This window comes from Micromonospora sp. NPDC005254 (assembly GCF_042872525.1).
In the GTDB taxonomy this organism is placed as follows: Bacteria; Actinomycetota; Actinomycetes; order Mycobacteriales; family Micromonosporaceae; genus Micromonospora.
In genome coordinates, this window is sequence record NZ_JBIAKM010000002.1 from 550,494 (window position 1) to 576,307 (window position 25,814).

19 protein-coding genes are annotated in these 25,814 nt (G+C 71.8%); 13 read left to right on the plus strand and 6 right to left on the minus strand.

The genetic code is table 11. The features are described from left to right. The first annotated feature begins 102 nt into the window (after window positions 1–102). Window positions 103–1,149, plus strand: coding sequence for a hypothetical protein (locus ACFYPR_RS08235; protein WP_354855837.1), 1,047 nt, complete (start codon window positions 103–105; stop codon window positions 1,147–1,149). 40 nt (window positions 1,150–1,189) lie between these two features. On the opposite strand, the gene ACFYPR_RS08240 is transcribed toward ACFYPR_RS08235, so the two are convergent. After that, complete coding sequence (locus ACFYPR_RS08240) at window positions 1,190–2,422, minus strand: serine hydrolase domain-containing protein (protein WP_354855836.1); 1,233 nt, start codon at window positions 2,420–2,422, stop codon at window positions 1,190–1,192. 94 nt (window positions 2,423–2,516) lie between these two features. On the opposite strand from ACFYPR_RS08240, the gene ACFYPR_RS08245 reads away from it, so the two are divergent. From ACFYPR_RS08245 to ACFYPR_RS08255, 3 genes are all read left to right on the plus strand, one after another. Beyond that, window positions 2,517–3,110 (plus strand): pentapeptide repeat-containing protein, encoded by a 594-nt coding sequence (locus ACFYPR_RS08245; protein ID WP_354855835.1) that lies wholly within the window; start codon window positions 2,517–2,519, stop codon window positions 3,108–3,110. A 189-nt stretch (window positions 3,111–3,299) separates the two neighbouring features. After that, the gene (locus ACFYPR_RS08250) at window positions 3,300–4,265 is read left to right on the plus strand and encodes a hypothetical protein (RefSeq protein ID WP_354855834.1); all 966 of its coding nucleotides are present in this window, start codon (window positions 3,300–3,302) and stop codon (window positions 4,263–4,265) included. 99 nt (window positions 4,266–4,364) lie between these two features. Next, complete coding sequence (locus ACFYPR_RS08255) at window positions 4,365–4,694, plus strand: hypothetical protein (protein WP_387259088.1); 330 nt, start codon at window positions 4,365–4,367, stop codon at window positions 4,692–4,694. 35 nt (window positions 4,695–4,729) lie between these two features. Here the strand turns inward: ACFYPR_RS08255 and dacB are convergent, their stop codons facing one another. Next, on the minus strand, window positions 4,730–6,313 hold the full coding sequence (gene dacB, locus ACFYPR_RS08260) for a D-alanyl-D-alanine carboxypeptidase/D-alanyl-D-alanine-endopeptidase (protein ID WP_387178829.1): 1,584 nt from the start codon (window positions 6,311–6,313) through the stop codon (window positions 4,730–4,732). Window positions 6,314–6,364: 51 nt separating this feature from the next. Continuing rightward, window positions 6,365–7,096, minus strand: a complete 732-nt coding sequence (locus ACFYPR_RS08265) for an aquaporin (RefSeq protein ID WP_354855831.1) — start codon at window positions 7,094–7,096, stop codon at window positions 6,365–6,367. A 109-nt stretch (window positions 7,097–7,205) separates the two neighbouring features. Between ACFYPR_RS08265 and ACFYPR_RS08270 the strand changes: the two genes are divergently transcribed. Both ACFYPR_RS08270 and ACFYPR_RS08275 read left to right on the plus strand, forming a co-directional pair. Then, complete coding sequence (locus ACFYPR_RS08270) at window positions 7,206–8,279, plus strand: NAD(P)-binding domain-containing protein (RefSeq protein WP_387178833.1); 1,074 nt, start codon at window positions 7,206–7,208, stop codon at window positions 8,277–8,279. A gap of 195 nt (window positions 8,280–8,474) precedes the next feature. Further along, complete coding sequence (locus tag ACFYPR_RS08275; RefSeq protein WP_354855829.1) at window positions 8,475–8,756, plus strand: adhesin; 282 nt, start codon at window positions 8,475–8,477, stop codon at window positions 8,754–8,756. A 39-nt stretch (window positions 8,757–8,795) separates the two neighbouring features. Here the strand turns inward: ACFYPR_RS08275 and ACFYPR_RS08280 are convergent, their stop codons facing one another. After that, window positions 8,796–9,866, minus strand: coding sequence for a hypothetical protein (locus ACFYPR_RS08280; protein ID WP_387259090.1), 1,071 nt, complete (start codon window positions 9,864–9,866; stop codon window positions 8,796–8,798). 91 nt (window positions 9,867–9,957) lie between these two features. On the opposite strand from ACFYPR_RS08280, the gene ACFYPR_RS08285 reads away from it, so the two are divergent. The 4 genes from ACFYPR_RS08285 to ACFYPR_RS08300 all read left to right on the plus strand — a co-directional run bounded on the left by ACFYPR_RS08285 (window position 9,958) and on the right by ACFYPR_RS08300 (window position 14,948). Beyond that, window positions 9,958–10,851, plus strand: a complete 894-nt coding sequence (locus tag ACFYPR_RS08285; protein WP_387259093.1) for a sulfotransferase domain-containing protein — start codon at window positions 9,958–9,960, stop codon at window positions 10,849–10,851. A gap of 242 nt (window positions 10,852–11,093) precedes the next feature. Further along, entirely contained in the window at window positions 11,094–11,486 is a 393-nt protein-coding gene (locus tag ACFYPR_RS08290; protein ID WP_354855826.1) for a cupin domain-containing protein, read from the plus strand. Window positions 11,487–11,528: 42 nt separating this feature from the next. Next, window positions 11,529–13,325 carry a glycoside hydrolase family 15 protein gene (locus tag ACFYPR_RS08295; RefSeq protein ID WP_355063197.1) on the plus strand — a complete coding sequence of 599 codons (1,797 nt, stop codon included), beginning with the start codon at window positions 11,529–11,531 and terminating at the stop codon, window positions 13,323–13,325. Window positions 13,326–13,571: 246 nt separating this feature from the next. Next, window positions 13,572–14,948: a pectate lyase gene (locus ACFYPR_RS08300; RefSeq protein WP_355063199.1), complete on the plus strand. Its 1,377-nt coding sequence runs from the start codon at window positions 13,572–13,574 to the stop codon at window positions 14,946–14,948. 39 nt (window positions 14,949–14,987) lie between these two features. Here the strand turns inward: ACFYPR_RS08300 and ACFYPR_RS08305 are convergent, their stop codons facing one another. Both ACFYPR_RS08305 and ACFYPR_RS08310 read right to left on the minus strand, forming a co-directional pair. Further along, complete coding sequence (locus ACFYPR_RS08305; RefSeq protein ID WP_387259095.1) at window positions 14,988–16,178, minus strand: threonine synthase; 1,191 nt, start codon at window positions 16,176–16,178, stop codon at window positions 14,988–14,990. A gap of 14 nt (window positions 16,179–16,192) precedes the next feature. Then, window positions 16,193–17,242, minus strand: a complete 1,050-nt coding sequence (locus ACFYPR_RS08310) for a DNA polymerase ligase N-terminal domain-containing protein (protein WP_387259097.1) — start codon at window positions 17,240–17,242, stop codon at window positions 16,193–16,195. A 94-nt stretch (window positions 17,243–17,336) separates the two neighbouring features. Between ACFYPR_RS08310 and ACFYPR_RS08315 the strand changes: the two genes are divergently transcribed. From ACFYPR_RS08315 to ACFYPR_RS08325, 3 genes are all read left to right on the plus strand, one after another. Next, window positions 17,337–18,119 (plus strand): aldo/keto reductase, encoded by a 783-nt coding sequence (locus tag ACFYPR_RS08315; RefSeq protein WP_387259100.1) that lies wholly within the window; start codon window positions 17,337–17,339, stop codon window positions 18,117–18,119. Between the two features lie 723 nt (window positions 18,120–18,842). Then, complete coding sequence (locus ACFYPR_RS08320) at window positions 18,843–22,043, plus strand: DNRLRE domain-containing protein (RefSeq protein ID WP_363939236.1); 3,201 nt, start codon at window positions 18,843–18,845, stop codon at window positions 22,041–22,043. Between the two features lie 92 nt (window positions 22,044–22,135). Further along, complete coding sequence (locus ACFYPR_RS08325) at window positions 22,136–25,717, plus strand: LamG-like jellyroll fold domain-containing protein (protein ID WP_387259375.1); 3,582 nt, start codon at window positions 22,136–22,138, stop codon at window positions 25,715–25,717. The last annotated feature ends 97 nt before the right edge of the window (window positions 25,718–25,814 follow it).

Sequence of the window (25,814 nt, forward strand, 5' to 3'; positions counted from 1 at the left end):
TGCCGTAATGACGAACCCCGCGGGGCGTTCGGGGGAACGTCGGACTGGCGTGGATCGACTACGGTGAGCCGAGCAAGATCCATTGACCTGAACGGGGAATCCATGAAGCACCTCTCCGCCCGTCGCCGGCTGCTCGCCTGGACAATGCCTGCCGCCCTGGCGCTCGCCGTCGTCCCCGCCCTGCCGGCTCAGGCCGCACCGATCAGCACGCCGACCACCGCTGTCACCGGCCCGGTCGACAAGGACCTCAACGGTGACGGCGTACCGGACCTGGTGACCGCCGGCGGCACCACGACGGGCCTCGACTCCGGCGTCTGGGCGGCGCGGGGCCGGATCAACGCGACCACCGGCGTCGGCACCGGCCGGGTGAAGGTCCCGGCGGTGAACATCGGCATCTACGGCAACGGCGTCACCGGCAACGAATCGCCGGCCGACTTCGACGGCGCCCAGATGATCACCGGCAGGTTCTTCGGCACCGCGAACCAGGACTTTCTGGCCTACTACCCGGGTGGCGACAACGCCGGTGGCGGCGTCATCATCAAGGGTGTCGGCGACGGCACGATGGCCAAGCCCTACAACGCCTCGGTCAGTCTCGCGCGCGAATTCCTGGCCGACGACTACGGCAACGCCCCGATCCAGCTCGTCAACGGGTACGTGGCGGACGGCGTCGGCGACGACATCCCCGACCTGCTCGGGATCGTCGGCGACACGACGAACGGCTACCGACTGGCCTACTACCCGAGCGTCTGGGCGGCGGGCCTCTACTTCAGGGTGGCGTTGAACACCACCACCCCGACCGGCGGCAGCGACTGGCAGAACTGGACCCTGGCCAGCACCGAGTTGGCTTCGGGCGTGGCCCTGGTGCTGCGCAACGCCACCACCGGCGACCTGTACCTGTGGCAGGGCGTGACGATGACCGACAACGGCGACGGGACCGGCGCGCTCGCCTACACCCAGTACCGGCTCGCCTCGGGCTGGAACACCGGTGCCGCGATCAGCAGCCTCGTCGCCGCCGACCTGAACGCCGACGGCGTGGTTGATCTGTGGGCGGTGTCCCCGGACGGCAGTGTGCGGGCGTACCTGATCTCGAACCTCTCCGCCACCCGGCCGGCGAAGATCCGCGCGATCCAGGCGCAGCAGCTCGGCTGAGCCGCGGTGCGGGCCCGCCGTGTCGACGGGCCCGCACCGGTCAGTCGACCAGGGCGGCGTAGACGAGCTGGCGCAGCTGGGAGCGCAGCGGGTACGTGCTCGACGGCATGAGCTGGGTGAACAGCAGCGCGGTGATCTCCTCGGCTGGGTCCACCCAGAACGCCGTGCTGGCGACCCCGCCCCAGTAGTACTCGCCGACGCTGCTCGGCACCCGGCTCGGGATCGGGTCCTCGACGACCGCGAAGCCGAGGCCGAAGCCGATCCCGTCGAGGGTGGTCTCGGCGAAGCCGCCGGTGGACAGGGTGCCCAGATCCTGCCCGCCGGGCAGGTGGTTGCGGGTCATGAAACGCACCGTGCGCGGCCCGAGCAGGCGTACGCCGTCCAGCTCGCCGCCGCGCAGCAGCATCTGCGTGAACCGGTGGTAGTCGGCGGCGCTGGAGATCAGGCCACCGCCACCGGAGAGCAGGCCGGGCTTGTGGTGCGCGAGCGTGCCGAGCCGGTCGTAGCGGACCGCCCGCCCGCTACGCGGATCCGGTGCGTAGAGCGCGGCCAGCCGCTCGGCCTCGTCGCCCTCGACCCACCAGCGGGTGTCCGTCATGCCCAGCGGGCCGAAGATCCGATCGGCGAAGAAGGCGTCCAGGCTCTGCCCGGAGACCACCTCGACCAGCCGGCCGAGCACGTCCGTGGCGACCGAGTAGCCCCACGCCGTGCCGGGCTGGAAGAGCAGAGGCAGCTCGCCGAAGGCCGCGCAGGCGGTGGCCAGGTCGACGTCCGCCGGCGGGTACAGGTCGTAGCCGGCCGCCCGGTAGAGCCCGTCGACCACCGAGGTCTGCATGAAGCCGTACGTCAGGCCGGCGGTGTGGGTGAGCAGGTGCCAGACCCGGATCGGCTCGGTCGCCGGCACGGTGTACGGCTTGAGCGCCGAGCCCTTCGAGTAGACCCGCAGGTCGGCGAACTCGGGCAGCCAGCGGCTGATCTCGTCGGTCAGCTCGAAGCGGCCCTCCTCCCACAGCATCATGGCGGCGACCGAGGTGACGGGCTTGGTCATCGAGTAGATCCGCCAGAGCGTGTCGGCTTCGACCGGGGCGCCCGACTCCCGATCTCGCAGGCCGTACGTCGAGGAGTGCGCCACCTCGCCGCGCCGGGTGACCACCACCTGCCAGCCGGCCAGCCGGCCGTCGTCGACGTACCCGCCGAAGTGCTCGTCGATCCGCGCCAGCCGCGCCGGGTCGAAGCCGATCTGATCGGGGTCCTTGCTTCGCGCCACACTCACGTCGCCGAACCTACTCGCCGGTACGCCCCCGCCGGAAGGGGCCGCCCCCACCGGGCCGTCCCGAGGCGTCGGTGGGCGGCACTAGCCTGGCCGGATGCCGGAGTTGACCGAGGACATGACCTTCCGCCACGAGGACTGGTACGCCGAGGAGCTGACCGACCGCCAGTTCGTGGCGTGCGAGTTCTTCGACGTGGACCTGACCGAGGCGGTTACCCGTGGTGCGGTCTTCACCGGCTGCACGTTCGGCAACGTGCAGTTCAACGCGTCCCGGCATCTCGACTCGGCGTTCACCCGCTGTGTCTTTCGGCGCTGCAACTTCTTCGAGGCCGAGTTCACCGGCTGCAAGCTGGTCGGGAGCAGCTTCGTCCAGTGCGAGCTTCGTCCGTTGCGGGTCGACGGCGGCGACTGGTCGTTCGTCGCGCTGCCCGGCGCGGACCTGCGCGCCGCCTGGCTGAGCGGCGTGCGGATGCGCGAGGCCGACCTCACCGGGGCCAACCTGACCGGCGCCACGGTGACCGGCGTCGACCTCTCCGGGGCGCAGCTGCACAACTGCCGCCTCGGCGGCGCCGACCTGCGGCGCAGCGACCTCACTGCGCTGGATCCGACGTCGGTCGAACGGGCCGGCGCCATCGTGGACGCCGAGCAGGCCCTCGTCATCGCGCAGGCGCTCGGCTTCCGGATCGGCTGACGCGGGGTCGCTCCCGGTCGATCGATCGCGGGATCGCCGGCTGTCCCATACCGTCCCGATCCGGACTGGACACGCCAGCCTGTCCCGATTTAGCGTGTCGACCACGCCCGTGCAAACGTGAAGCGACCCACAGTGGACGGTCGATCCCGTCGCGTGCGGTGGTGGCCGGGCGGCGGACTGGAGGGGTCGGTGGCGGACGAGGACCGTACGCGGGCGGATTCGCGGGCCGGGGACGAGTCGACCGGCCGACCCCCGTCGCACCGGCCGCGGAGCGTCGCCCTCGGGCTGAACCACCGGGCGCTGCGCCGGCTCGCCCGCGCCCGACAGCGGCGGCTCTGGGCGCTGGAAGGGCTTGGCGCACTGGTCTGCCTCGTGCTGCTCGTCGCGTACGTCGGCACGCGGTCCGGCCCGGAGTCGGACGATGGTCCGGTCGGTGGCTCGGGTGGCGTGCCCGCCGGAGCCACCCGACCGTCCGCCCTTCCGGCCGCCGACGGGCACGCCACCGATGCCGGGCCGGCGCAGCCCGGTCTGCGCCCCCGGGAGCGGCCGCCCTCGCCCGAGCCGCCACCGTCGACGAGCGCGCCCGCCCCGCCGCCGAAGAAGCCGGGGGCGTCGCCGCTGTCGGTGAGCCGCGCCGAGGTGCCCGCCGAGGTCGACCTCACCGCCGTGGGCACCCGTGACTGGATGCACTGGGGGCTGCGCGGCGGCAACTCGACCGTTCGCAAGCGCGCCGGCTCCGGGGAGATCGTCGACGGTGGTGGGAAGGGCACCCGGGTCGGTTGGGACGGCAATCAGGAGGTCGTCCGCTGGTCCGACGGCGCACCCGAGCGGTCCGATCGCGGCAGTTCCAACGGCGTCTACACCTGTGGCGTGGGCAACGGGTTCACGCTGACGGTCGCCGGCAGCGGGGCGCCGCGCACCGTTCAGCTCTACGCCGGGATCTGGATGGCACGGGGTCGGCTGGACGCCCGGCTGTCCACCGGGGGGCCGGTCAGCACCGTACGCCTGGAGGATCCGTACACCAGCCAGAGCGCCCAGTTCACCATCCGCTTCGAGCTGCCGAAGAATGCCCGGTTGGTGCTGACCTGGACCGTCGAGAAGGTCTTCACCGAGCACTGCGGCAACGTCGGCCTCCAGGCCGTCGCGCTGCGCTGACCCGTCCACGTGGCGGGACAGTTTGTCCGTCGCCCTCGGTCGACAGCGACGTAACTTTCTGCTGTCCCCGTCTCACCTTCCACTGTGGAGGCAGCGCAGATGAGCAGCAGTACCGCCCACCGCGTCCGTCCCGCCGTCTTCTCCGGCGCCGATGAGCTGCCCGGCGAGGTGCTCCGCGACATTCCTCTGCCGCCGTACGTGACGGGCGAGGACGCCCAGTTCGCGGTGCGCGCGGTGGTGGTGCACGCGCCCCGGCGCTGGTCCGGCGGGGTGGTCTGCCGCAACGACGCCAGCCCGCACCCGTGCCGGCTGCACCGTTGGGGCACCCGGGTGCTGGCGCTGCGTGGATTGCGGGCCGCCGAGATCGCCGCGCTCATCGAGCGCGGCGACCCCGCGGCGGTGCCCCCCACACCGAACCGCCCGGCCTGACCCCGCAGTCAGGCCGGGCGGTTCCCGGCCCTCGGTCAGCAGGTGATCGGCTTGACCCAGGAGCACTCCACGCCCTCCGGCGTACGCGGCGTCTCCGGCACCGCGGGCGGCGCGACCCGTGCCGCGCTCGCGCCGTCGTCCCGATGGCCGGCCAGCGCCACGGCGATCTGGTCCTCCAGCGGCTTGACCGACGCCGTCAGGTAGTTGTTCAGCAGGATGGAGAACGCCAGCAGGTGGCCGTCCGCGCTGGTGACGTAGCCGGACAGCCCGGAGACGCCGGTGAGGCTGCCGGTCTTGGCGTGCACGTTGCCTGCCGCCGGGGTGCCGGCCATGCGGCTGCGCAGCGTGCCGCCGACGAACCGTTCCGGCTGCCCGGCGATGGGCAGCGCCGCGTACCAGGTGGGAAACCAGGGCTCGGCCCGGACGGCGGCCAGGAGGTCGACGAACTCCGCCGCCGGCACCAGATTGCGCCGGGACAGCCCTGAGCCGTCGCGCTGGCGCAGCGTTCCGGTGTCCATCCCGGTGTCGGCGACGTACTCGCTGATCGCGGTGAGGCCGGCGGACCAGGTGCCGGCCCCGGAGAGCACCCGGCCGATCTCCTTGGTCAGGACCTCGGCGTGCCCGTTGTTGGAGAGCTTGAGGAACGGCGTCATCAGCTCACCGAGGCTCATCGAGTCGTGTCGGGCCACCGGGTGAGCCGTCTCCGGGGTGGCCTGGCCGAGCACCGTCCGGCCGAGCACCCGTACGCCGTGCCGGTGCAGCGCCGCCCGGAAGACGTCGGCCGCGTAGCCGGTGGGCTCCCAGACGGTCACCCAGTCGCTGGCGGGCGCGTCGCCGACGGCGATCTGACCGGTCACCACGATCGTGTTGCCGCCGTGTTCGCGTTCGATGGAGATCGAGGTCTCGCCCTCGCTGACGGTCTCGGCGCGGTTGTCGATGCGGACGTAGCCGGTGGGAGGCGTGGTGCTGACCAGCGGCCTGGCGCCGGCCCGGTCGGCCGGCGCGGCGTGCACGATCACGGTGCCCGCGTCGTAGTCGGTGTCCGGCGCGACGGTCAGCGCGGAGACCTGCGCCGCGTAGTAGTAGGGCTCGTCGTCCCAGGTCCAGTCGGGGCCCAGCCGGGTGCTGTCGTAGCGGGTGTCGTCGGCGATCAGGTTGCCGGTCACGACCCGGACGCCGTCGGCGGCGACCTGCGCGGCCAGGGCGTCGTAGTCGGCCGCGAGCATTGTCGGATCACCGCCGCCGCGCAGGTACAGGTTGCCGGAGAGCAGACCGGCGCGGCGCTTGCCGGTGGTGTGGACGTCGGTGCTGAAGTGGTGCCCGGGGCCGAGCAGCTCCAGGGCGGCGGTCGAGGTCAGCAACTTGGTGTTGGAGGCCGGGACCAACCGCCGGTCGCCGTTGCGGTCGTAGAGCGTCTGCCCGGTGCTGGTGTCGACGACGACCACTGACGTCTGTGCGCCGGCCAGCCGACTGTCGGCGAGGATCGTGTCGATGGTGGCGCGCAGTCGGGTCGTCGCGGGGGTGGGCGACTCGGCGGTGGCGCCGGACGCGCCGACGGTGGCCGCGGTGACGGCCAGCGCGAGCAGCGCGACAGCGCGCGGAAAGAGACGACGATGCATGCGCCGATGCTGTCACGAAGATAATCGCCAGAGAAGGGCCTCGGCCGAAGGTTATTGCCGCTCGCGTTTACCCGGTCGACCGACCGACCTGTCGTGCCCGCCCCAGTAGTGCCGCTGCGCGCCCATCACCAGCGGCGCCACCAGCGCGGCGAGCGCCCCGCCGAGCAGCGGGAAGACGATGAACACCCAGAGCTGGCGCAGCGCGGTGCCGCCCTCGAAGACGGCCGGACCGAAGGCGCGGGCCGGGTTGACCGCGGCGCCGGTCAGCGTCACGCCGACCAGCTGGGTCGCCGCCAGGGCCAGGCCGATGGCCAGCCCCGCGACGCCCGGGTTCTCGCTGCGGCTCGTCACGACCAGGATGACCAGCACGAAGAGGAAGGTCAGCACGATCTCCAGCACGGCCGCGCCGCCCCGGTTGATGTGCGCGCCGTACCCGTTCGAGCCGAGCGCCCCGGTCTGGTCCGCCACGTCACCCCAGCGGGTCAGCGCCCAGAGCAGGAAGCCGGCCACTGTCGCGCCGGCGAACTGGGCGATCCAGTAGGCCACCGCGCCGATCACCGAGATCTTGCCGGACAGCAGCACGCCGAGCGTCACCGCCGGGTTGACGTGACTGCCGGAGAGCGGGCCGATCGTGTAGACGAGGGCCAGCATGACGAACCCGAAGGCCAGCGCGACGACCACCACGCCGCCCTGGACTCGGGCGGCGACGGCCGCGCCCACGCCGAAGAAGACCAGCAGCAGGGTGCCGAGGAACTCGGCAGCGGCGCGACGGGCATCATCCATTCACTCAGCGTATGGATAATTCGGGCGAACCGATGGGGGAATCGGCGCTGTGAGCAGGGCGACGACCCGCAGTGGGCACAGCGCAGCCGGACATCGCGTTACACAACGCGTGAACACCCACTCCGTCGACGTCGTGGTGATCGGGGCCGGTCAGGCGGGCCTGAGCGCCGCTCACCACCTGCGCCGCACCGGTTTCGCTCCCGGCGACGGCTTCGTCGTCCTCGATGGTGACGACGGCCCGGGTGGGGCCTGGCGGCACCGCTGGCCGACCCTGCGCCTGGAGCGTGTGCACGGCTTCCACGACCTGCCCGGGATGCCCTTCCCTCCCGCCGACCCCCAGCGCCCTGCCGCCGAAGCGGTCAGCGCCTACTTCGCCGCGTACGAGCGGGCCTTCGACCTGCCGGTCCGCCGGCCGGTGCGGGTCCGTGCCGTGCGTTCCCGCCCGGACGGCCGACTCGACGTCGACGCCGGCCCCGACAGGTGGACCGCGCGAGCCCTGATCAACGCGACCGGCACGTGGACCAGGCCCTTCTGGCCGTACTACCCGGGTCGCTCGTCGTTCGGCGGGCGACAGCTGCACACCGCCGACTACCAGGGGCCGGCGGAGTTCACCGGCCGCCGGGTGGTGGTGGTCGGAGGCGGCACCTCCGCGGTGCAGCTCCTCGCGGAGATCTCGACCGTCGCGGCCAGCACGACCTGGGTGACCCGCCGGCCACCGCAGTTCAGCGACGGCGAGTTCGGCCCGGAGCTGGGCCGGGCCGCCGTGGCCCGGGTGGACGCGGCGGTACGCGCCGGACGCCCGCCGGGCAGCGTCGTGGGTGTGACCGGACTGCCGGTCACCCCCGAGATCCGCCGGCTGCGCGAGCGTGGTGTGCTCGATCGGCTACCCGTCTTCGACCGCATCACACCCGACGGGGTGGCCTGGGCCGACGGGCGTTTCGTCCCCGCCGACATCATCCTGTGGTGCACCGGTTTCCGCGCCGCGCTGGACCACCTGGCACCGCTCGGGCTGCGCGCTGCGGGCGGCGGAATCGTCATGGACGGCACCCGCGTGGTCGCCGACGACCGGGTCCACCTGATCGGCTACGGCCCCTCGGCGAGCACCATCGGCGCCAACCGGGCGGGCCGCGCGGCAGTCAACGAGATCCGCTCGTTGCTCGCCCCCGCCCCCGTGCTCGACTGATCCGGCTCTATTTGACGGATCGCCCGGCAGCGGGCACCGTGGGCAGGGACGGGGCCCGTCAGCTGCCCCGATTCGATGCGACGGCGATGACCGTCCGTCCCTCCCGTCGCCTCCCACGCGTGCTCGTACGCGGGCCAACTGTCCGGTCTGCGCGACAACCGACCGCGAGCCGAGAATCCACGAGGAGTTCCGCCAATGCTCACCATGACCGACAACGCCGTGCTCGTCATCCGTGACCTCGCCAACCAGCAGGACGTGGCCGAGGACGGTGGTGTGCGGATCGCCGCCGACGCAGACGCCGGATCGCTCACCGTGGAACTGGTGCCCGAGCCGGAGCAGGGCGACCACGTCGTCGACAACCAGGGCGCCCGGATCTTCCTCGATCCGGACGCCGCCGAGCTGCTCGGCGACGCCTCGGTGGACGCCACCGTCGACGACGAGGGAATCATCCAGTTCGGTTTCACCGAGCGGCAGTAGCAGGTAAACCGGGCTGCGGTAGCACGTTCACGGCGGTTCTCACCGCAGCGATCGCCCTCGCTGCGGCGGGCCCGGCCGAGGGTTCCGCCCGGGCCCTGCGGCGTCGTCCGGTCGCACCAACGTGGCGAGCACGTGCGCCAGGTGGTGCGACGTGCTCCACGCCGTCCAGTTGGCGATCGACCCGGCGCCGGCGCCCCGACGGGCGCGGCGCAGCAACTCGTGGTCGCCCCAGGAGAACGCCGCTCCGGCGCTCGACCAGTGCGGCGCCGCCACCAGCGTGCGGCACAGGTCGGCGAAGCGGTCGTCGCCCCGGCCGCCACGGCGCGACCAGCGGTAGACCCACCAGCCGTCGTCGGCGGTGTACCGCACGGTGGGCGTCCGGTCGCCGGGGTCGCCGGGGTCGGACAGCGCCGGGCCGACGCCGTAGTCGCCGTAGTCCACCCCGACGTCGGCCAGCCGCTGCCAGAGCTGCCAGTCCCAGCGCTCCAGCCGGACCGGCTCGTCGGTGGGCAGCCGGGACAGCGTCGGCGGCATACCGCCGGCTGCCACCGTCGCCGAGCGCCAGGCGTGGCGGCGGGCCCAGTCCAGCAGCCGGCGTACCCGCGGCTCGGCCACCCGCACGTCCGCCGGGCAGCAGACGTCGCCCGCGTCCACCAGCAGGTCGCACTCCTCCGGCGCGAGGCCGGTGAGCCGCCAGATCCGCTCCACGGCGGTCGTGTCCGCGTCCGGCCCCGCCCGGTCCTGCGCGGCGCGCAGCCGGACCAGCGCCCGCCGTGCGTACGCCCGGGCCGCCGTGCCGTGCGCGACCAGCCGCCGGTCACTCTCCGCGAGCCCGATGACCGGCATCAGCGGTACGCCCCACCGGGCCAGCTCCGTGTCGGCCGAGTCGGGCAGGGCGGTGACGTCGACGGCCGGCAGCAGGCCGGACGGCAGGCGGCGCAGCGCGTCAGTGGTGGAGCGGTCGACGGCGCTGACCTCCAGGATCGGGGCGAGCAGCGGGGCGACCGCGGGGTCGAGGTGGTTCAACGCTTCCAGCTCGCCGCGTCGGCGGCTGGCGAGGATGGGGCGGTAGACCGGTTCCGCCGCCCGGCCCCCGTGGGCGGGCACCATACTTCAATCTAGTCAGGCATTCGCATGCGTCCACACGATCCGGGCCGAAAATCTGCTGCCTGGCTGTCGCTTCGGCGACTAAGCTCGCCCGATGTCCGCGTCACCCCACCGTTACCGCTCCGTGGACGAGGACAGCGCCCGCTGGGTCGGGTTCCCGTTCCGCGACGGCGACATCGTGATCAGCACCCGGTCCAAGAGCGGCACCACCTGGATGCAGATGATCTGCGCGCTGCTGGTGCTCGGCACCGCGGAGCTGCCGGCGCCGCTGCCCGAGCTGTCGCCCTGGCTGGACTGGCTGGGCGAGCCGCGCGACGCGGTGTACCAGCGGCTGGCCTCCCAACCGCACCGCCGGTTCATCAAGACGCACACCCCGCTGGACGGGGTGCCGCTCGACCCTCGGGCGCACTACGTGGTGGTGGCGCGGCATCCGCTGGACATGGCGGTGTCCCTCTATCACCAGTCCGCCAACCTGAACCGGGTCCGGATGGCCGAGCTGACCGGCCAGCCCGTGCCGGCGGGACCGCCCCGGGCCCGTCCGTCGGTGCGGCAGTGGTTGCCGAGCTGGGTCGACCACGAGGTGGACCCGCGCGCCGAGCTGGACTCGCTGCCCGGGGTTCTCTGGCACCTGAGCGACGCCTGGGCCCGCCGACACGAGCCGAACGTCGAGCTGGTGCACTACGACGACCTCCAGGCCGACCTGGGTGCCCAGATGCGCCGGCTGGCCGACCTGTGGGGGGTCCCGGTGTCCGCCGAGCGCTGGCCGGCGCTGGTCGAGGCGGCCACGTTCGGCCGGATGCGGGAATGCGCCGACCAGCTCGCCCCGGACATGCTGGGGGTGCTGCGGGACCGCCGGGCGTTCTTCCGCCAGGGTGGCTCGGGGCAGGGGCGCAGCCTGCTGGACGCGGCCGGTCTGGCCCGCTACGAGGAACGGGCGAGGGCCCTGGCCCCGCCCGACCTGCTCGCCTGGCTGCACCGCGACGCCTGAGGGTGCGCAGACGAGCGCGCGGCGCCGCCTCGACCGTGGTCGGAACGTCGCCGCGCTCTGGCCGTCTCCCACCACCGCAGCCGTTCGGCGGTACGCCAGCGGGGACCTGGCTCGACCGGCCGCTCGCGCCGGTCAGCGTTGTCGATCCCCGGTCGGGGCGGATCCAAACCTGCCGACCGTGGGGAATTCCACCATCTGCCAGTCCCGGCGTGACGCGCGACCGAACGGGGTATGAGCGGGCCATGGAGCATTTCACGATCGCGACCGTCGCCGAGAAGAGCCCGGACTTCCGGCGGGTGCTGTGGACCGGCGAGCACACCCAGCTGGTGATCATGACCATTCCGCCGGGCGGGGAGATCGGCGAGGAGGTGCACGAGGGGATCGACCAGATCCTGACCTTCGTCAGCGGGACGGGCGAGGCCCGGGTCGCCGGTGCGAAGCGGGAGGTCGTCGCGGGCGACCTGGTCGTCGTGCCGTCCGGGACGAAGCACAACTTCGTCAACACCGGCCCGAACCCGCTGGTGCTCTACACCGTCTACGGCCCTCCGGAGCACGCCGACCAGGCCGTGCACCACACCAAGGAGGAGGCCGACAAGGCCGAGGCAGCCGGCGAGGACGAGCCGCCGACGTCGTGACGGCGGCGGCCTGAACCGGGCCGATCCGGGTACGCGCGGCGGGTGACGCAGCCGGCGATCTCCGACTACGGGTTCCTCTCGGACTCCCGTTCCGGCGCGCTGGTGGGGATCGACGGCTCGATCGACTGGTGGTGCCCGCACCGGTTCGACGGCGCCTCGGTCTTCGGGCGGCTGCTCGACCCGCGCGCCGGGCACTTCCGGTTGGCGCCGGTTGGCGCCGGTGGCCCCGGCTTTCGGGTGGAGCGCTCGTACCGGCCGGACACGCTTGTGTTGCGCAGGGTGCACCACACGCCGCAGGGCAGCGTGGCGGTCACCGACGCGCTCGCCGCCGAGACCGGCGCGCGCGCCCACGATGTGGGGATGAACTCGCCAGCCGTGCTCATCCGGGTGGTCGAGGGCCTGTCCGGGCGGGTCCGGATGGAGCTGGACTTCGCGCCCCGTCCGGAGTATGGGCTGCTCACCCCGTACCTGCACGAGCAGCCGGGCGGCGGGGTGCGGGCCGACGCCGGCCCGGTGGTGCTGGTGCTGCGCGCCGGCGACCTGCCGCTGCGGGCGGGCCGGGACCGGGTCACCGAGGAGTTCGAGGTCTCCGCCGGTCAGGTGATCGGGATGGACGTGGCCTTCGGAGAGGCGTACGGAGCCCCGCCGCCCCGGATGGACCCGCTGGTCGCCCTCGCCGAGACGACGCGGGCGTGGGAGGCGTACCGGGAGACGCACCGGTACGACGGCCGGTACCCCGAGCTGGTCCGGCACAGCGCGACAGTGCTGACCGGTCTGACGTACGCCCGCAGCGGCGCGGTGGCCGCGGCGCTGACCAGCTCGTTGCCGGAGCAGATCGGCGGCGACCGCAACTACGACTACCGCTACTCCTGGTTGCGGGACTTCTCACTGACCATGCGCGCGCTCTGGGTGGCGGCCTGCCCGGACGAGGCGTCGCGGTTGTTCGCCTGGGCGGCCCGGTCGATCGGCCGGTTCGGCGACGAACCGGTTCCGGTCCTCTTCGGGTTGGAGGGCGAACGTGACCTCTCCGAGCACCACTGCGATCACCTGCGCGGATACCGCGACAGCCGCCCGGTGCGGGTCGGCAACGACGCCTGGCGGCAGCGGCAGCTCGACGTACCGGGTGAGGTGCTGTCGGCGGTGTGGAGGCTGCGCGACTACCTCGGCGCCCCCTTCGAGGAGGAGCTGCGGGAGATGGTGCTCGGGCTGACCGAGCAGGTGGCCGCGACGTGGCACCTGCCGGACCGGGGGATGTGGGAGACCCGGGACGAGGAGCGGCACTACCTCTCCTCAAAGGTCTCCTGCTGGCTGGCCATGGATCGGGCAGTGGGGCTCGCCGACCGGCTCGGTGAACGGGCCGACCCACGGCGCTGGGCCGGCGTCCGGGACGAGATCCGCGCGGCGGTGCTGCGCGAGGGCTGGAACGACCGGATCGGGGCGTTCACCGGTGCGTTCGGGTCGCCGGAGCTGGACGCCTCGGTGCTCACTCTGCCGATGGCGTACTTCCTGCCGGCGACCGATCCCCGGATGCGGTCGACCATCACGATTGTGGAGCGGGAGCTGGGCACCGACGACGGGCTGCTCCGGCGGTGGACGACCGACCCGGCCGGGTTCCTGCTGTGCTCGTTCTGGCTGGTGGAGTGCCTGGTGATGGCGGGTGAGACGCGTCGGGCTGAGGAGCTGTTCGAGCGCGTGGTGGGTCACGCAAACGACGTGGGTCTGTTCAGCGAGCAGATCGACCTGACCACAGGTGCGCAGCTCGGCAACACGCCGCAGGCGCTGTCCCACATCGGGCTCATCAACGCGGCCTGGCGGCTGACCGAGCCGAACAGCTTCTGATCGGCCCGCCGGAATCCTGCAACAGACCTGCAAGCGCCAGGCATTGACGCTGATGCGTGCGCGGTCCTAGCCTCGAAGAGACGGGAAAGCCCTTTCCCACGGCTTTCATCCCGCTTCACTCCGCTGTCGGAGCCGGGCATCCGACGGGGCACACCGATCCCCGCTTTCGAGGCAGCGCGCCGTGCCGGCACGTCCCCGCGCGGCCAGATCCAGGGATCGCCACCACACGCGTCAAGGAGGACAACCGTGCACAAGAGACGACACCCCGGCCGACGACCACTGGTGCTGGCGGTGGGCGCCGGCGTGACGGCGGCGGCGCTCACCGTCGGCATGACCTCGGCCTTCGCGGCCACCATCTTCACCGACACCTTCAACGACGGCGACGCCTCCGGCTGGTCCAAGTCCGGCGGCACCTGGGCGGTCGACGGCTCGGGCGTGCTCAACCAGTCGAACGCCGGCAGCGAGCTGGCCCGGCAGTTCGCCGGTCAGACCAGCTGGACCGACTACTCCGTACAGGCCCGCGTCCGGCCGGCGAGCTTCGGCTCGTCCAGCGCCCTGGTCGGCCTGGCCGCCCGGTCCACCAGCAGCACCAAGATGTACCGACTGGCCCTGCTCGGCTCCGGCCGGGCCGAGTTGCAGGCCGTCAACGGCAGCAGCATCACCGCGATCGGCTCCGCGTCGCTCGGCGTCGCCGCCGGCACCTGGTACACCCTGCGCATCGAGGCGAGCGGCAGCACCATCCGCGGCTTCGTCAACGGCACCCAGATCGCCTCCGGCAGCAACAGCCTGGCCAGCGCGGGCCGGATCGGCCTGGTCACCGCGTACGCCAGCGGTGGCTTCGACGACGTGGTGGTCGACTCGTCCGGCGGCGGCACCCCGACCACGCCACCGGCGACCACCGCACCGCCGAGCACGCCGCCGCCCACCACGTCGGGCCCGACCACCCCACCGCCCGCGGGTTGGCCGACGCCCACCAGCAGCCAGAAGGTGGACGCGACGATCGGAGTCACCGGCACCTTCGACGGCGGGCTCAAGCGCTACTACGGCATCGGCGACGGCGGGCAGAGCGAGAGCCAGGACCCGATGTTCGAGCTGGCCGCCGGCGCCACCCTGCGTAACGTGATCATCGGTGCGCCGGCCGGCGACGGCGTGCACTGCGAGGGCGACTGCACCCTCGTCAACGTCTGGTGGGAGGACGTGGGCGAGGACGCCGCGACCTTCCGCGGCGGCAGCACGTACACCGTCGACGGCGGTGGCGCCCGGTCCGCCAGCGACAAGGTCTTCCAGCACAACGGCCCGGGCACCGTCTACATCAAGAACTTCCGGGTGGAGAACGCCGGGAAGCTCTACCGGGCCTGCGGCAACTGCTCCACGTCGTACCAGCGGCACGTCGTGATCGACAACGTGGTCGTCCGGGACACCGACGCGATCGCCGGCATCAACACCAACTGGGGCGACACCGCCCGGTTCAGCCGGATCACCATCGTCGGCGACACGGACCGGGAGACCTCGATCTGCGTCAAGTACAAGGGCGTACCCAAGGGCAGCGAGCCGACCAAGATCGGCGAGGGCGCCGACGGCGTCAACTGCTTCTACACGCCGTCCGACATCACCTACCAGTAGGCCCGGCCGCCGGCACCCCACCCTCGGTGGGGTGCCGGCTCAGGCCAGCACGGGTACGCCGGAGACGTCGACCGTCTCCGGATACTTCAGCCCCGCGCCGGTGTTGAGCACCACCACCCGTTCCCCGGCGCGGATCCAGCCACCGGCGCGTAGCTGCCGCGCCGCGGTCAGGCAGGCCGCTCCCTCCGGGCAGAGCAGCAAACCCTCGCGGGCGGCGAAGGCCCGCAGGTCGGCCAGGATCTCCGCGTCGTCGACGGCGATCGCGGTGCCGGCGGACGCCCGCAGCGCGGCCAGGATCAGCTCGTCACCCAACGGGGACGGCACGGTGATGCCGAACGCCACCGTATGCGCGTCCTCCCACGGCTGGGCCCGGGACTCACCGGCGGCGAAGGCCCGCACGATCGGCGCGCAGCCGGTCGACTGCACCGCCACCAGCCGGGGCAGCTTGTCGCCGACCCAGCCCAGCTCGCGCATCTCGTGCAGAGCCTTGTGGATGCCGATCAGGCCGACCCCGCCACCCGTCGGATAGATGATCACGTCGGGCACCTGCCAGCCGAGCTGCTCGACGATCTCGTACCCCATCGTCTTCTTGCCCTCCAGGCGGTAGGGCTCGCGCAGCGTGCCGGCGTCGAAGATCGCCCCGTCGGACTCGGCGATCAACTCGGCCACCCGGCGGCCCGCGTCGCTGATCAGCCCGTCCACCAGACGCAGATCGGCTCCGGCGGCCACGCACTCGCGCCGGCAGATGGTCGGCGCCGCCAGCGGCATCACGATGGTGGCGCCCATCCCGGCACGTGCCGCGTACGTCGCCCACGCCGAACCGGCGTTGCCGTTGGTGGGCATCGCGATCCGCTCGACGCCCAACTCGCGAGCCCGACTCACGCCGACCGCGGCACCGCGCGCCTTGAACGAGCCGGTCGGGATCAACCCCTCGTCCTTGACCATCAGGTCCGCGATGCCGATCTCGGCGCCGTACGACGGGGCACGCAGCAGCGGCGTCCAGCCCTCACCGAGCGTGGTGACGTGCCGGGGATCGGCGACGGGCAGCAGCTCCCGGTACCGCCAGAGGTCGGCAGGGCGCAGCGGGAAGCGCTCCGGGGTGACCGCCTTCGCCACCGCCGGCAGGTCGTAGCGGGCCAGCAGCGGCGAGCCGCACTCGCAGAGGTTCTGCAGCTTGTCGGCGGCGTACTCCAGGCCGCAGCGTGGGCAGTCCAGGTGGGTCAGGTACACGTCGCTCCTCGCCGTCAGGCCGCGTCGATGCTCAGCCACCGTCGGCTGCGCCGGCCCGGCTCGTACGCCGAGTCCAGCCGCTTGGCGACCACACCCGGCAGCCCCTGCTCCCGCCCGGTGCGTAGGGCCTCGTCGCCGGCACCGGGAAACCACGGCGGAGTCTGCCAGTGCGTACCGGCCAACGCCAGCCCATCGAGCAGTTCCCGGCGTTGCGCGTACGGGACGTCGACGCTGCTCACGCCCTCCAGCCACAGCAGGTCGACGAGCAGGAACTGGGCGCCGGCCGGGACCCGGCCACCGCTGGCCGGGCGGGCGGGACGCACCCGGCCGGAGCCGTCGATGCGGACGAGTACGCCGTCGAGCACCGCCTCGGTGGGCGCCAGCGCCTCGGCCATCGTGCGCAGCCACGGGTAACCGCCGGTGATCTCCTCGTCGGTCTCGGAGAGCAGCCGCAACCGCCCGCCGGAGACGTACGCCATCGCCCGGACTCCGTCCCAGCGCAACTCGTACCCCCACGCGGCGCGGTCGCGGGGCAGCCGGGCGGCGGGCGTGGCGTGCATCGGGCGGACCAGCTCCGGCATGCTCGTCCAACCCGGCGGCGCGGGATCGGTGCGCCGGACCATCCAGTCCTTGCCGCCGGTGGCGAACAGCGCGTAGCGCCCGGCGGTGCGGTCACCGGAGAGGGTCACGATCACCTCGTCGTCGCGCCACTTCTCGCAGCGGTACGTGCCCCGGTCGTGGATGACCATCCGGCCGCCCCCGTACTCCCCGGCGGGGATCTCGCCGGAGAAGTCGAGGTACTCCATCGGGTGGTCCTCGGTGTGCACGGCGAGGTGGTTGCGGCCCGGATCGCGGGGCAGACCGCGCGGCACCGCCCAGGACGCGAGCACACCCTCGTGCTCCAGTCGCAGGTCCCAGTGCAGACTGCGGGCGTGGTGCTGCTGGATGACGAAGCGGCCCGCGCCGTCGTCGGGCCCGGTCGCCGTGGGGGCGCGTTCCGGCACCGGCTCGGGCGTACGGGCCGCGTCGCGCCGGCGTCGGTACTCCTGGAGCCGGTCCGTCACACCCGCATTCTCCGGCAAACCGGGCCATTGCGCTGGTCGCCGGAGTGTCCGGTTCGCTCGGCGTCGGGGGGCGCGGCGGGGTAGAACGGACCTCATGGACCTCAGCGACCAGCCCACCGCCCTGCTCCCGGGTGACGTGCGGATCCCCCTGCTCGGCTTCGGCACCTGGCAGGCCACCGGCCAGGCGGGCTACGACGCCGTGCTGGCCGCGCTCGACACCGGCTACCGGCACCTCGACACCGCCACCATGTACGGCAACGAGCGGGAGGTCGGCCGAGCGGTCCAGGAGAGCGGGCTGCGTCGCGAGGACATCTTCATCACCACCAAGCTCCCGCCCGACCGGACGGGCCGGGAACGCGAGACGTTGGAGGCCAGCCTGGAGGCGCTCGGCGTCGACCAGGTGGACCTCTGGTTGATCCACTGGCCGCCGTCCGCCAGTGCCAGCATCCCGATGTGGCGGGAGCTGCTGGCCGCCCGGGACGAGAACCTGACCCGCGCGGTCGGGGTCAGCAACTACAGCACGGCTCAGATCGACGAGTTGATCCAGTCGACCGAGGAGAACCCGGCGGTCAACCAGATCCGGTGGAGCCCCGCGCTGTACGACCGGCAGCGGCACGCCGAGCACCGGGACCGGGGAGTGGTGCTGGAGGGGTACAGCCCGTTCAAGAACAGCGACCTCAGCGATCCGGTGCTGACCAGGATCGCCGCGGCCCACGGCGTCTCCCCGGCGCAGGTGGTGCTGCGCTGGCACATCGACCACGAGATCGTGGTGATCCCGAAGTCGGTGACCCCGGAGCGGATCAGCGCCAACTTCGACGTCTTCCACTTCTCATTGACGGCGGAGGAGATGCGCGACATCGACGCGCTCGGCGACTGACCACATTGTAAGATGGCCGTCCGGCAGGTGGGCGCCCCGGAATCGTAGGGGCGGCAGCATTCACCTGCCGGCCGCCTGTGGGCGTTCCGCGGGGTGGTGGGCTGAGGCAACTACCTGCGCCGATGGTCGCGGCTGTTGTCCCCCTCGGCGGTGCGGTCGCCACTCGAGCATGCCTCCAGTCGACCGACGGATGCGTCCGACCACCGGGCCGTCGCCCCATTCGCGCCTCGACCGGACGTCGATTCACGAGCGGTGGTGCGCCGTCGGGAGCGGTTGCTGTGAGCTGCCTGGACGTCGATGGGGTGTGGGTTCGGAGGCCCCTATTCGGGCGCATCCCACGAGGCTCTTCGGCCGGCCGAATGCAGGAATTCCGGCGGGTAGCTGTCGGCGAATTGCTCATCGCCCGCTCCGCGATTTCGGTCCACCCCAGGCGCTTCGCCGCAGAGCCCGCATTCGCCGTCGGATCGACCTGTCCGCGCTGATCGGGTGGCAATAGCCGGCGTCCGGCGGTGGCGTATTCCAGTCGTTCGGCCGATGCCGGGCCAACTGTTCGTCGAGTCCGCCGCATCTGTTCTGAGCAGGTAAAACTCCGAAGAGTGAGCACTGTGGGCGGAAGGTCCGTATTGCCGCGTCTGTGCTCACCAGTTGTAACGCTACTTGTGCGTAGAGCAGGCCGCTCCCTACAGTCCCGACCGACAAACGGGCGACACACGGGGGGTTTTCGTGGCACGTCGAAAGACGGCCACCGTACGTTCATGCCTTGCGGCGGGAGTCGCCGTGCTGACGGCGGTCGCATTGGCTGGCATCTCGGGCGAACCGGCGGAGTACCTCGCCGCCGGGCCCGATGGCGTGACGGGTGGCGTGGAGAACAGGTCCGACCAGGCGGTGTCCCTGCGGACCGCACGGGAGACCGGCAAACCGGTGCAGGTCGACAGCCTCACCAGCGAGACCACCGAGGTCGTCGCCCTGCCCGACGGGCAGCTCCGGGCCGAGATCGCCGCCGGCATGCAACGGTTTCGCCGCGGCGGCGACTGGGTGCCGGTCGATCTCACCCTCAAGGCCGGGACGGACGGCTCCGTCACCCCGGTCGCTCACCCCGGCGACCTGCGCATCTCGGGTAGACGCGAGGCGGGCACCCACGAACTGGCCGCGCTCGGCTCCGCCGACCAGCGGGTCGCCATGGGCTGGACGGGGGCGCTGCCCACGCCGGTCCTGCACGGCAACCGCGCGACGTACGTCGACGCCCGCCCCGGGGTCGACCTCGTCGTCGAGGCCACCCGGACCGGATTCCAACAGTTCCTCGTGGTCAAGAACCGGGCCGCCGCCGCCCAGGTCGAGAGCGTGGCCTTCCCGTTCAGCGGTCCCGGCGTGGCCGGCTGGAGCCGGGGCACGGACGGTGCCATCGCGATCAAGGACCGCGCCGGCAAGCAGACCGCCCGCATCCCGGCGCCCCTGATGTGGGACGCCAGGAAGCACAAGGTCACCGGTGACCCCGCCGTGCAGAAGCCGATCCGCACCGAGCTGGCGAAGCGCGGCGACACGGTCGAGCTGACCCTCGCGCCGGACCGCGCCTGGCTGCGCGACCCGGCGACGGCCTACCCGGTGACCATCGACCCGACGGTCAACCCGCTCGCCACCACCTTCGACACGTACGTCACCGAGGGGTCGAGTGTGGACCAGAACACGCAGAACAACCTCCAGCTCGGCCTGCTCGACCCGAGCAACCCGCACCTGACCCGGTCGTTCCTCACCTGGGACAGCACGGTCCTCGCCGGCAAGCAGATCAACTCGGCCACCGTGTCGTTCTGGAACTACTGGTCGCAGGTCTGCACCCCGGTCTCGTGGGAGATCTGGACCACCGCGCCGGCCACGTACACCACGACCTTCGCCAACCAGCCGGCCTGGGACGCGGTCGGGCCCGACGCCCGGTCCACCGCCACCGCCGGCGGTGGCGCGAGCTGCACCAGCGCCGACGCCTGGGTGAACATCGACGGCAAGACCTTCTTCCAGCGGGCCGCCGACGCCAACAAGACCCGAGCCGGGATGGGCTTGCGGGCCACCAACGAGGCGGACGTGGCCGGGTTCAAGCAGTTCCGCTCCCGCGAAGGTACCGACCCCGCCGAGGACCCGAAGGCGTCGGTCACCTACAACTCCTGGCCGACCGTCGGCACCCAGGCCACCGTCCCGGCCACCAGCTGCGTCACCGGCACGGGCCGGCCCCAGGTCAACACCCTCACCCCGCAGCTCAAAGCCACCGTGTCCGACGGTGACGGCACCGCGATGACGGTCACCTTCGAGTGGTGGGCGATGAACGCGGAGACCGCGATCGGCTCGGCCAGCTACAGCGCCGTGGCCTCCGGCGCCACCGCCGCGAGCACGGTCCCGGCCGGAGCCTTCGTCGACGGCGGCATCTACCGCTGGCGGGTCAAGGCCGCTGACGGCGTCAGCGGTAGCGACCGCTGGTCCCCGTTCTGCGAGATGCAGGTCTACACCACCGTCGCCCCGGTCACCGGCTGCGCCGGCACCGCGGAGAACGACTTCAACGGCGACGGCGTCACCGACATGGCAATCGCCGACCCGGAGGTGACCGTCAACGGCCTCTGGGGCGCCGGTCAGGTGCACGTCACCTACGGCGGCAGCACCACCGTGCACACCCTGCAGGAGGGGGTGGCCAAGGTCCCGGGCGCACCCGGGTCCAGTGACCGCTTCGGCTTCTCGATCTCGCCGTACGACGCCAACAACGACGGTTGCACGGACCTTGCGGTCGGCGTGCCCTACCAAAACATCAGCGGCCAGGACGGGGCCGGTGCGGTCTACGTGCTGCTCGGCTCACCGGCCGGGCTCGCCCAGGGGCCGGCCTCGCTGGTCTACCACCAAGACGTCACCAACGTCCCGGACGTCGCCGAGGCCTGGGACGTGTTCGGCTACTCGGTGGCCGGCAGCCGGACCGCGAGCGGCGAGCCCTACCTGGTCATCGGAGTGCCGTGGGAGAGCTTCACGAGCGGTGCCCTGGCTGGCATGGTGCACTACATCCGCGGCAATGTGAACGTGGCGATCAGCCAGGGCAACGGCATCCCCGGTAACGCGGAGATCGACGACCGGACCGGATTCTCGGTGGCCGCCTCCAAGTACCACTGGGCGGTCGGCGCCCCCGGTGAGGCGATCGGCACCGAGGTGTTCGCCGGCACCGTCGACGTCTTCAGCAACAAGCTGACCAGCGGGCTGCCCACCCTCGCCGCCGTGTTGGACCAGGGGCAGACGGGTGTCTCCGAAAACCCCGAGGCCAACGACAACTTCGGTAAGTCGATCTCGCTCGTCCCGTACCGCCCGGTCGGTAGCGCGGCTGGGACGCAGGACTCGCTGGTCGCCGTGGGTGTGCCGGGGGAGGACATCACCCTCTCCGGCGCGACCGCGCCGACGACCGACGCCGGCCTGGTGCACCGCTTCCACGTGACCGCGGCCAACACCTTCACCGAACTGCCGTCGATCACGTACGCCTCGGAGGACGGCGACTACCTCGGTGAGAAGGTGGTCCTGGCGAACACCGCCGCGACCAGCGAGGGCACCAACTCGACGATGTTCCTCGCGATCGGTGTCCCCGGCGAGGACGCCGGGACCTCGACTGTCGACTCGGGGCGGGTGCGGGTCTTCCCGGCGCTGGCCAACCCGATCGGCACGCCGGTGACGCTGCAGCGCGGCGGCAGCAGCCTGCCGGGCAGCTTCCGTGAGCAGGAACTCGTCGGCACCTCGATGAGCGCCACCTCCAAGCAGCTCTTCGTCGGCACGCCGTACGGCGACGACGCGGTCTACGCCTTCAACTGGTCGAGCCTGGTCGGCGGGACGACCACGCCCGCGCAGACCTGGCAGCCCGGCCTGAACGGGCTGCCGACGGCCAAGGGTCTCTTCGGGGCGGCGATCAACTGATGGCACACAACGAATCGCGCAGTTCAACGGGGGAGGACCTGACGGTGGCCCGTCATAGCAGAAAGCGGGGCCGGCTCTTCACGCTCGGCCTCATGGTGGGCCTCGCCGGCCTGCTCTCCACCACCGTCTACGCCGACCACGCGGACCGCTCGCCGGCCACCGCGCCGGTGGCGGCGGTGGAGGAGAACCCGGTCCGGGAGACCGAGGCCGAGGCGCTGCTCGCCGCCGAGTCGCTCGGCCAGCCGGTCGAGGTGCTCGCCTTCCGCACCGAGTACCGGGACGTCTTCGCGCAGCCGGACGGCAACCTGATCGCCAACGAGCACAACCAGCCGGTCCGGGTGGTCCAGGGTGACGCCTGGGTCCCCACCGACGCCACGCTGGCGCAGAACGCCGACGGGACGATCACTCCGAAGGCCGCGCTCATCGACATGCGGATCTCCACCGGCGCGGCGGACCCGCTGCTGGTGGTCCGCAAGGACGACCAGGTGATGACCCTCACCTGGCCGTACACCCTGCCCGCGCCGGTGCTCAACGGCGACCAGGCCGTCTACCCGGACGTCTTCCCGCACGTCGACCTCGTGGTCAACATGACGGTCGAGGGCTTCTCCCACGTGATCGTCCTGAAGACTCCCGAGGCCGCGAACACGCCCGAACTCCAGGGCCTCAAGCTGGGCGTCACGGGCCAGAACCTGACCATCCAGGAGACGCCCGAGGGCGGCATCGTCGCGCTGGACCCGGCCACCGGGAACCCGGTGCTGGAGGCCGACCAGCCGACCATGTGGGACAACGGCACCCCGACCGGTGAGGGCGGCACCACGACGGCCAGCGCCCAGGAGACGACCTCCGGCACGCTGGCCGCGGAGTCGACCACGGCCGCCACGGTCGCCGGTGAGACCGACCTGGAGACGGCGCGCGGCCCGGAGGACAGCTCGACGGTCGCGCCGATGGGGCTGAACTACGCCAACGGCGCGCTCACCCTCACCCCGGACGCGGCGATGCTCGCCGACCCGGACACCAACTGGCCGGTCTACCTCGACCCGGTCTGGCAGGCCACCACCAACAGCTCCTGGGCCATGGTCGACAGCGGCTACCCCAACGAGGAGTACTGGAAGTTCGACGGCAAGCGGCACGAGCGGATCGGGCTCTGCCCGGAGCTGTGCAACAGCTCCAAGGTGAAGCGGGTCATCTACACCCTCTCCACGCCGTACTCCGGCAAGACGATCCTCAGCGCCGAGTTTCGGGTCACCATGCAGCACGCCTGGAACTCGACCCCGCAAGACGCCCAGCTCTACCTCTTGCCAAAGGCGATCAACTCGTCGACGAACTGGAGCAACCAGCCGGGCGGGTCGAGCTGGAGCAGTGGCGCCAACTGGCTGGATACCAAGGCGCCCAGCAGCACCCAGGCGACCTGCACCTCCACCAACCAGAACGCCAGCTGGGACGCCAAGGAAGCCGTGCAGATCGCGGCGGCGAGCGGCTGGAGCACGGTCACCCTCGGCCTCAAGGCCGAGAACGAGGGCAACTACCAGCACAGCAAGCGGTTCTGCGACAATGCCGTGCTCTCGGTGAAGTACAACCGCGCCCCGCTGATCCCCGCCCTGTCGGAACTCACCTCGGACCCGGGTGGCGCCTGCGTCTACGGCTCCGGCGCCCCGTACGTGTGGAAGATCCCGAAGCTCTCCGCTGTGCTCCGCGACCCGGACCACTCATCGGCGCACACCGAGCAGCTCAAGGCCGAGTGGCGGCTCACCTGGCGGGCTCCGGGAGCGCAGGCCGACACCGTGCGGTCGTACCCGACGACGCTGCTCAAGGCGAGCGGATCGATCTTCACGCTCACCGCGCCGTCGGACATCCCGCAGAACGTCGTCGTCTCCTGGGAGGTCCGCGCGTCGGACAACACCAGTTGGGGACCGTGGAGTTCCGACGGCACCCGTAACCCCTGCCAGTTCATCTACGACGCCACCAAGCCTGCCCCGCCGGACGTCGACTCGCCCGACTTCCTGCCGGACGACGCCGGCGACGGCGGTTCGCCGGACTGCAAGACCGACGCGGAATGGCACGAGAAGCTCGGCCTGACCACCAGCTTCACCTTCGACTCCGCCGCCGCGGACGTGGTCGAGTACCGGTGGGGCTTCAACACCAACCCGTCCTCGGCGAACAGCATCAGGCCGACGACCGCCGGCGGGCCGTCCACCATCCAGTGGAAGCCCACCAAGGAAGGGCCCTGGACGCTCAACGTCATGGCCGTCGACAAGGCCGGTCTGGGCAGCTCCATCGCCTCCTGCACCTTCCGGGTCGGCAAGCGGCCGCCGGTGTCCCAATGGGCCTTCTCAGAGGTCGCCGGCTCCAAGCAGGCGGAGGACACGCTCGGGGACCACGACGTCGTGGCCGGCAGCGGCGTCACCTTCGGTGTGCCTGGTCCCGGTGGGCAGTTCGACACGGCTGTGAAACTCGACGGCACCTGGAACGGTTACCTGAAGACGACCATGGACCCCGAGGAGCCGGACAAGACCCTCTGGGCCGTGGACACCTCACGCAGCTTCACGGTGACCGCCTGGGTGCGCACCTCGGACCCGACCCGCCGGCAGACGATCGTGAGCCAGGACGGCACCGGCGAACCCGGGTTCAGCCTGGGTACGGAGGGCGGGAACTGGGTGTTCCGGATCCCGACCAACGACGTGATCTCGCTGGGTGAGTGGCGGGTCTTCTCCACCGGCACCACCCCGTCCCCGGTCACCACGGATTGGACCCACCTGACCGCCTCGTACGACGACTCCACCAAGAAGATCTCCCTCCTGGTGAACGGGACCAACCTGTACACCGCCGACCGGCGGTCGCAGTCGAAGTCCCGGGGTGCCGTGCAGTTCGGCCGGCGCGTCGTCAAGGGCGGCTACGCGGACAGCTGGATCGGTGAACTGGCCGACGTCGCCTTCTTCGACCGCCCGATCCTCTCCACCGAGACCACCGGGCTGAAGCAAACGGCCCTCAACCGGGTGGCGTACTGGCAGCTCAACACCGCCACTGGAACGAGCAGCCCGGAGTACGACGCCAAGGCGGCGATGACCCTCGGGCCGGATGCGTCGATCTACAAGGGCGTCTTCCCGCCGCCCACCGCGGCGCTGCTGGGCGGGGGGCACCTGAAGCTGGCCGGCAAGGCGACCAGCTACGCGAGCACCACGCTCAACGCCAACATGACCAGCAGCTTCACCGTCACCGCCCGGGTCAAGCTCACCAGCAGTTGCGCGGGTACCCCGATGACGTTCTTCTCGCAGAAGGGCCTGCACAACAGCTCGGTCATCGTCCGGTGCAACAACGCAGGCCGGTACGAGCTGGCCGTGCCGGGCACCGACACGGTGGGCGCGGCGGTCGAGCTGACCCCTCTGGTGGACGAGGCCCCGAAGACCTTGACCAAGGGTGACCTCGTCGCCCTGGTCTACAACGGCTACACGCACGAGTTCCTGTTCTACGTGAACGCCGAGGTGGTCGGTTCGGTCCAGCTCACCGAGCCGTTCAACGCCACCGGTGGGCTCCAGTTGGGTCGGGCCTTCATCGACGACCAGTTCCGCGAGCACCTCTCGGGCGCCATCGACGATGTCCGGGTCTACACCGGCGTCGCCGACAAGAACCTGCTCCAGCGGTTGAACCTCACCGTCAAGGAACAGCCGAACCTCTGATCCCCCGGCCGGGGGGGGGGGGGGGGGGGGGGGGGGGGGGGGGGGGGGGGGGGGGGGCCGGCGGGGCCCCCCCCCCCCCGCCGGGCGGGGGCGGGGC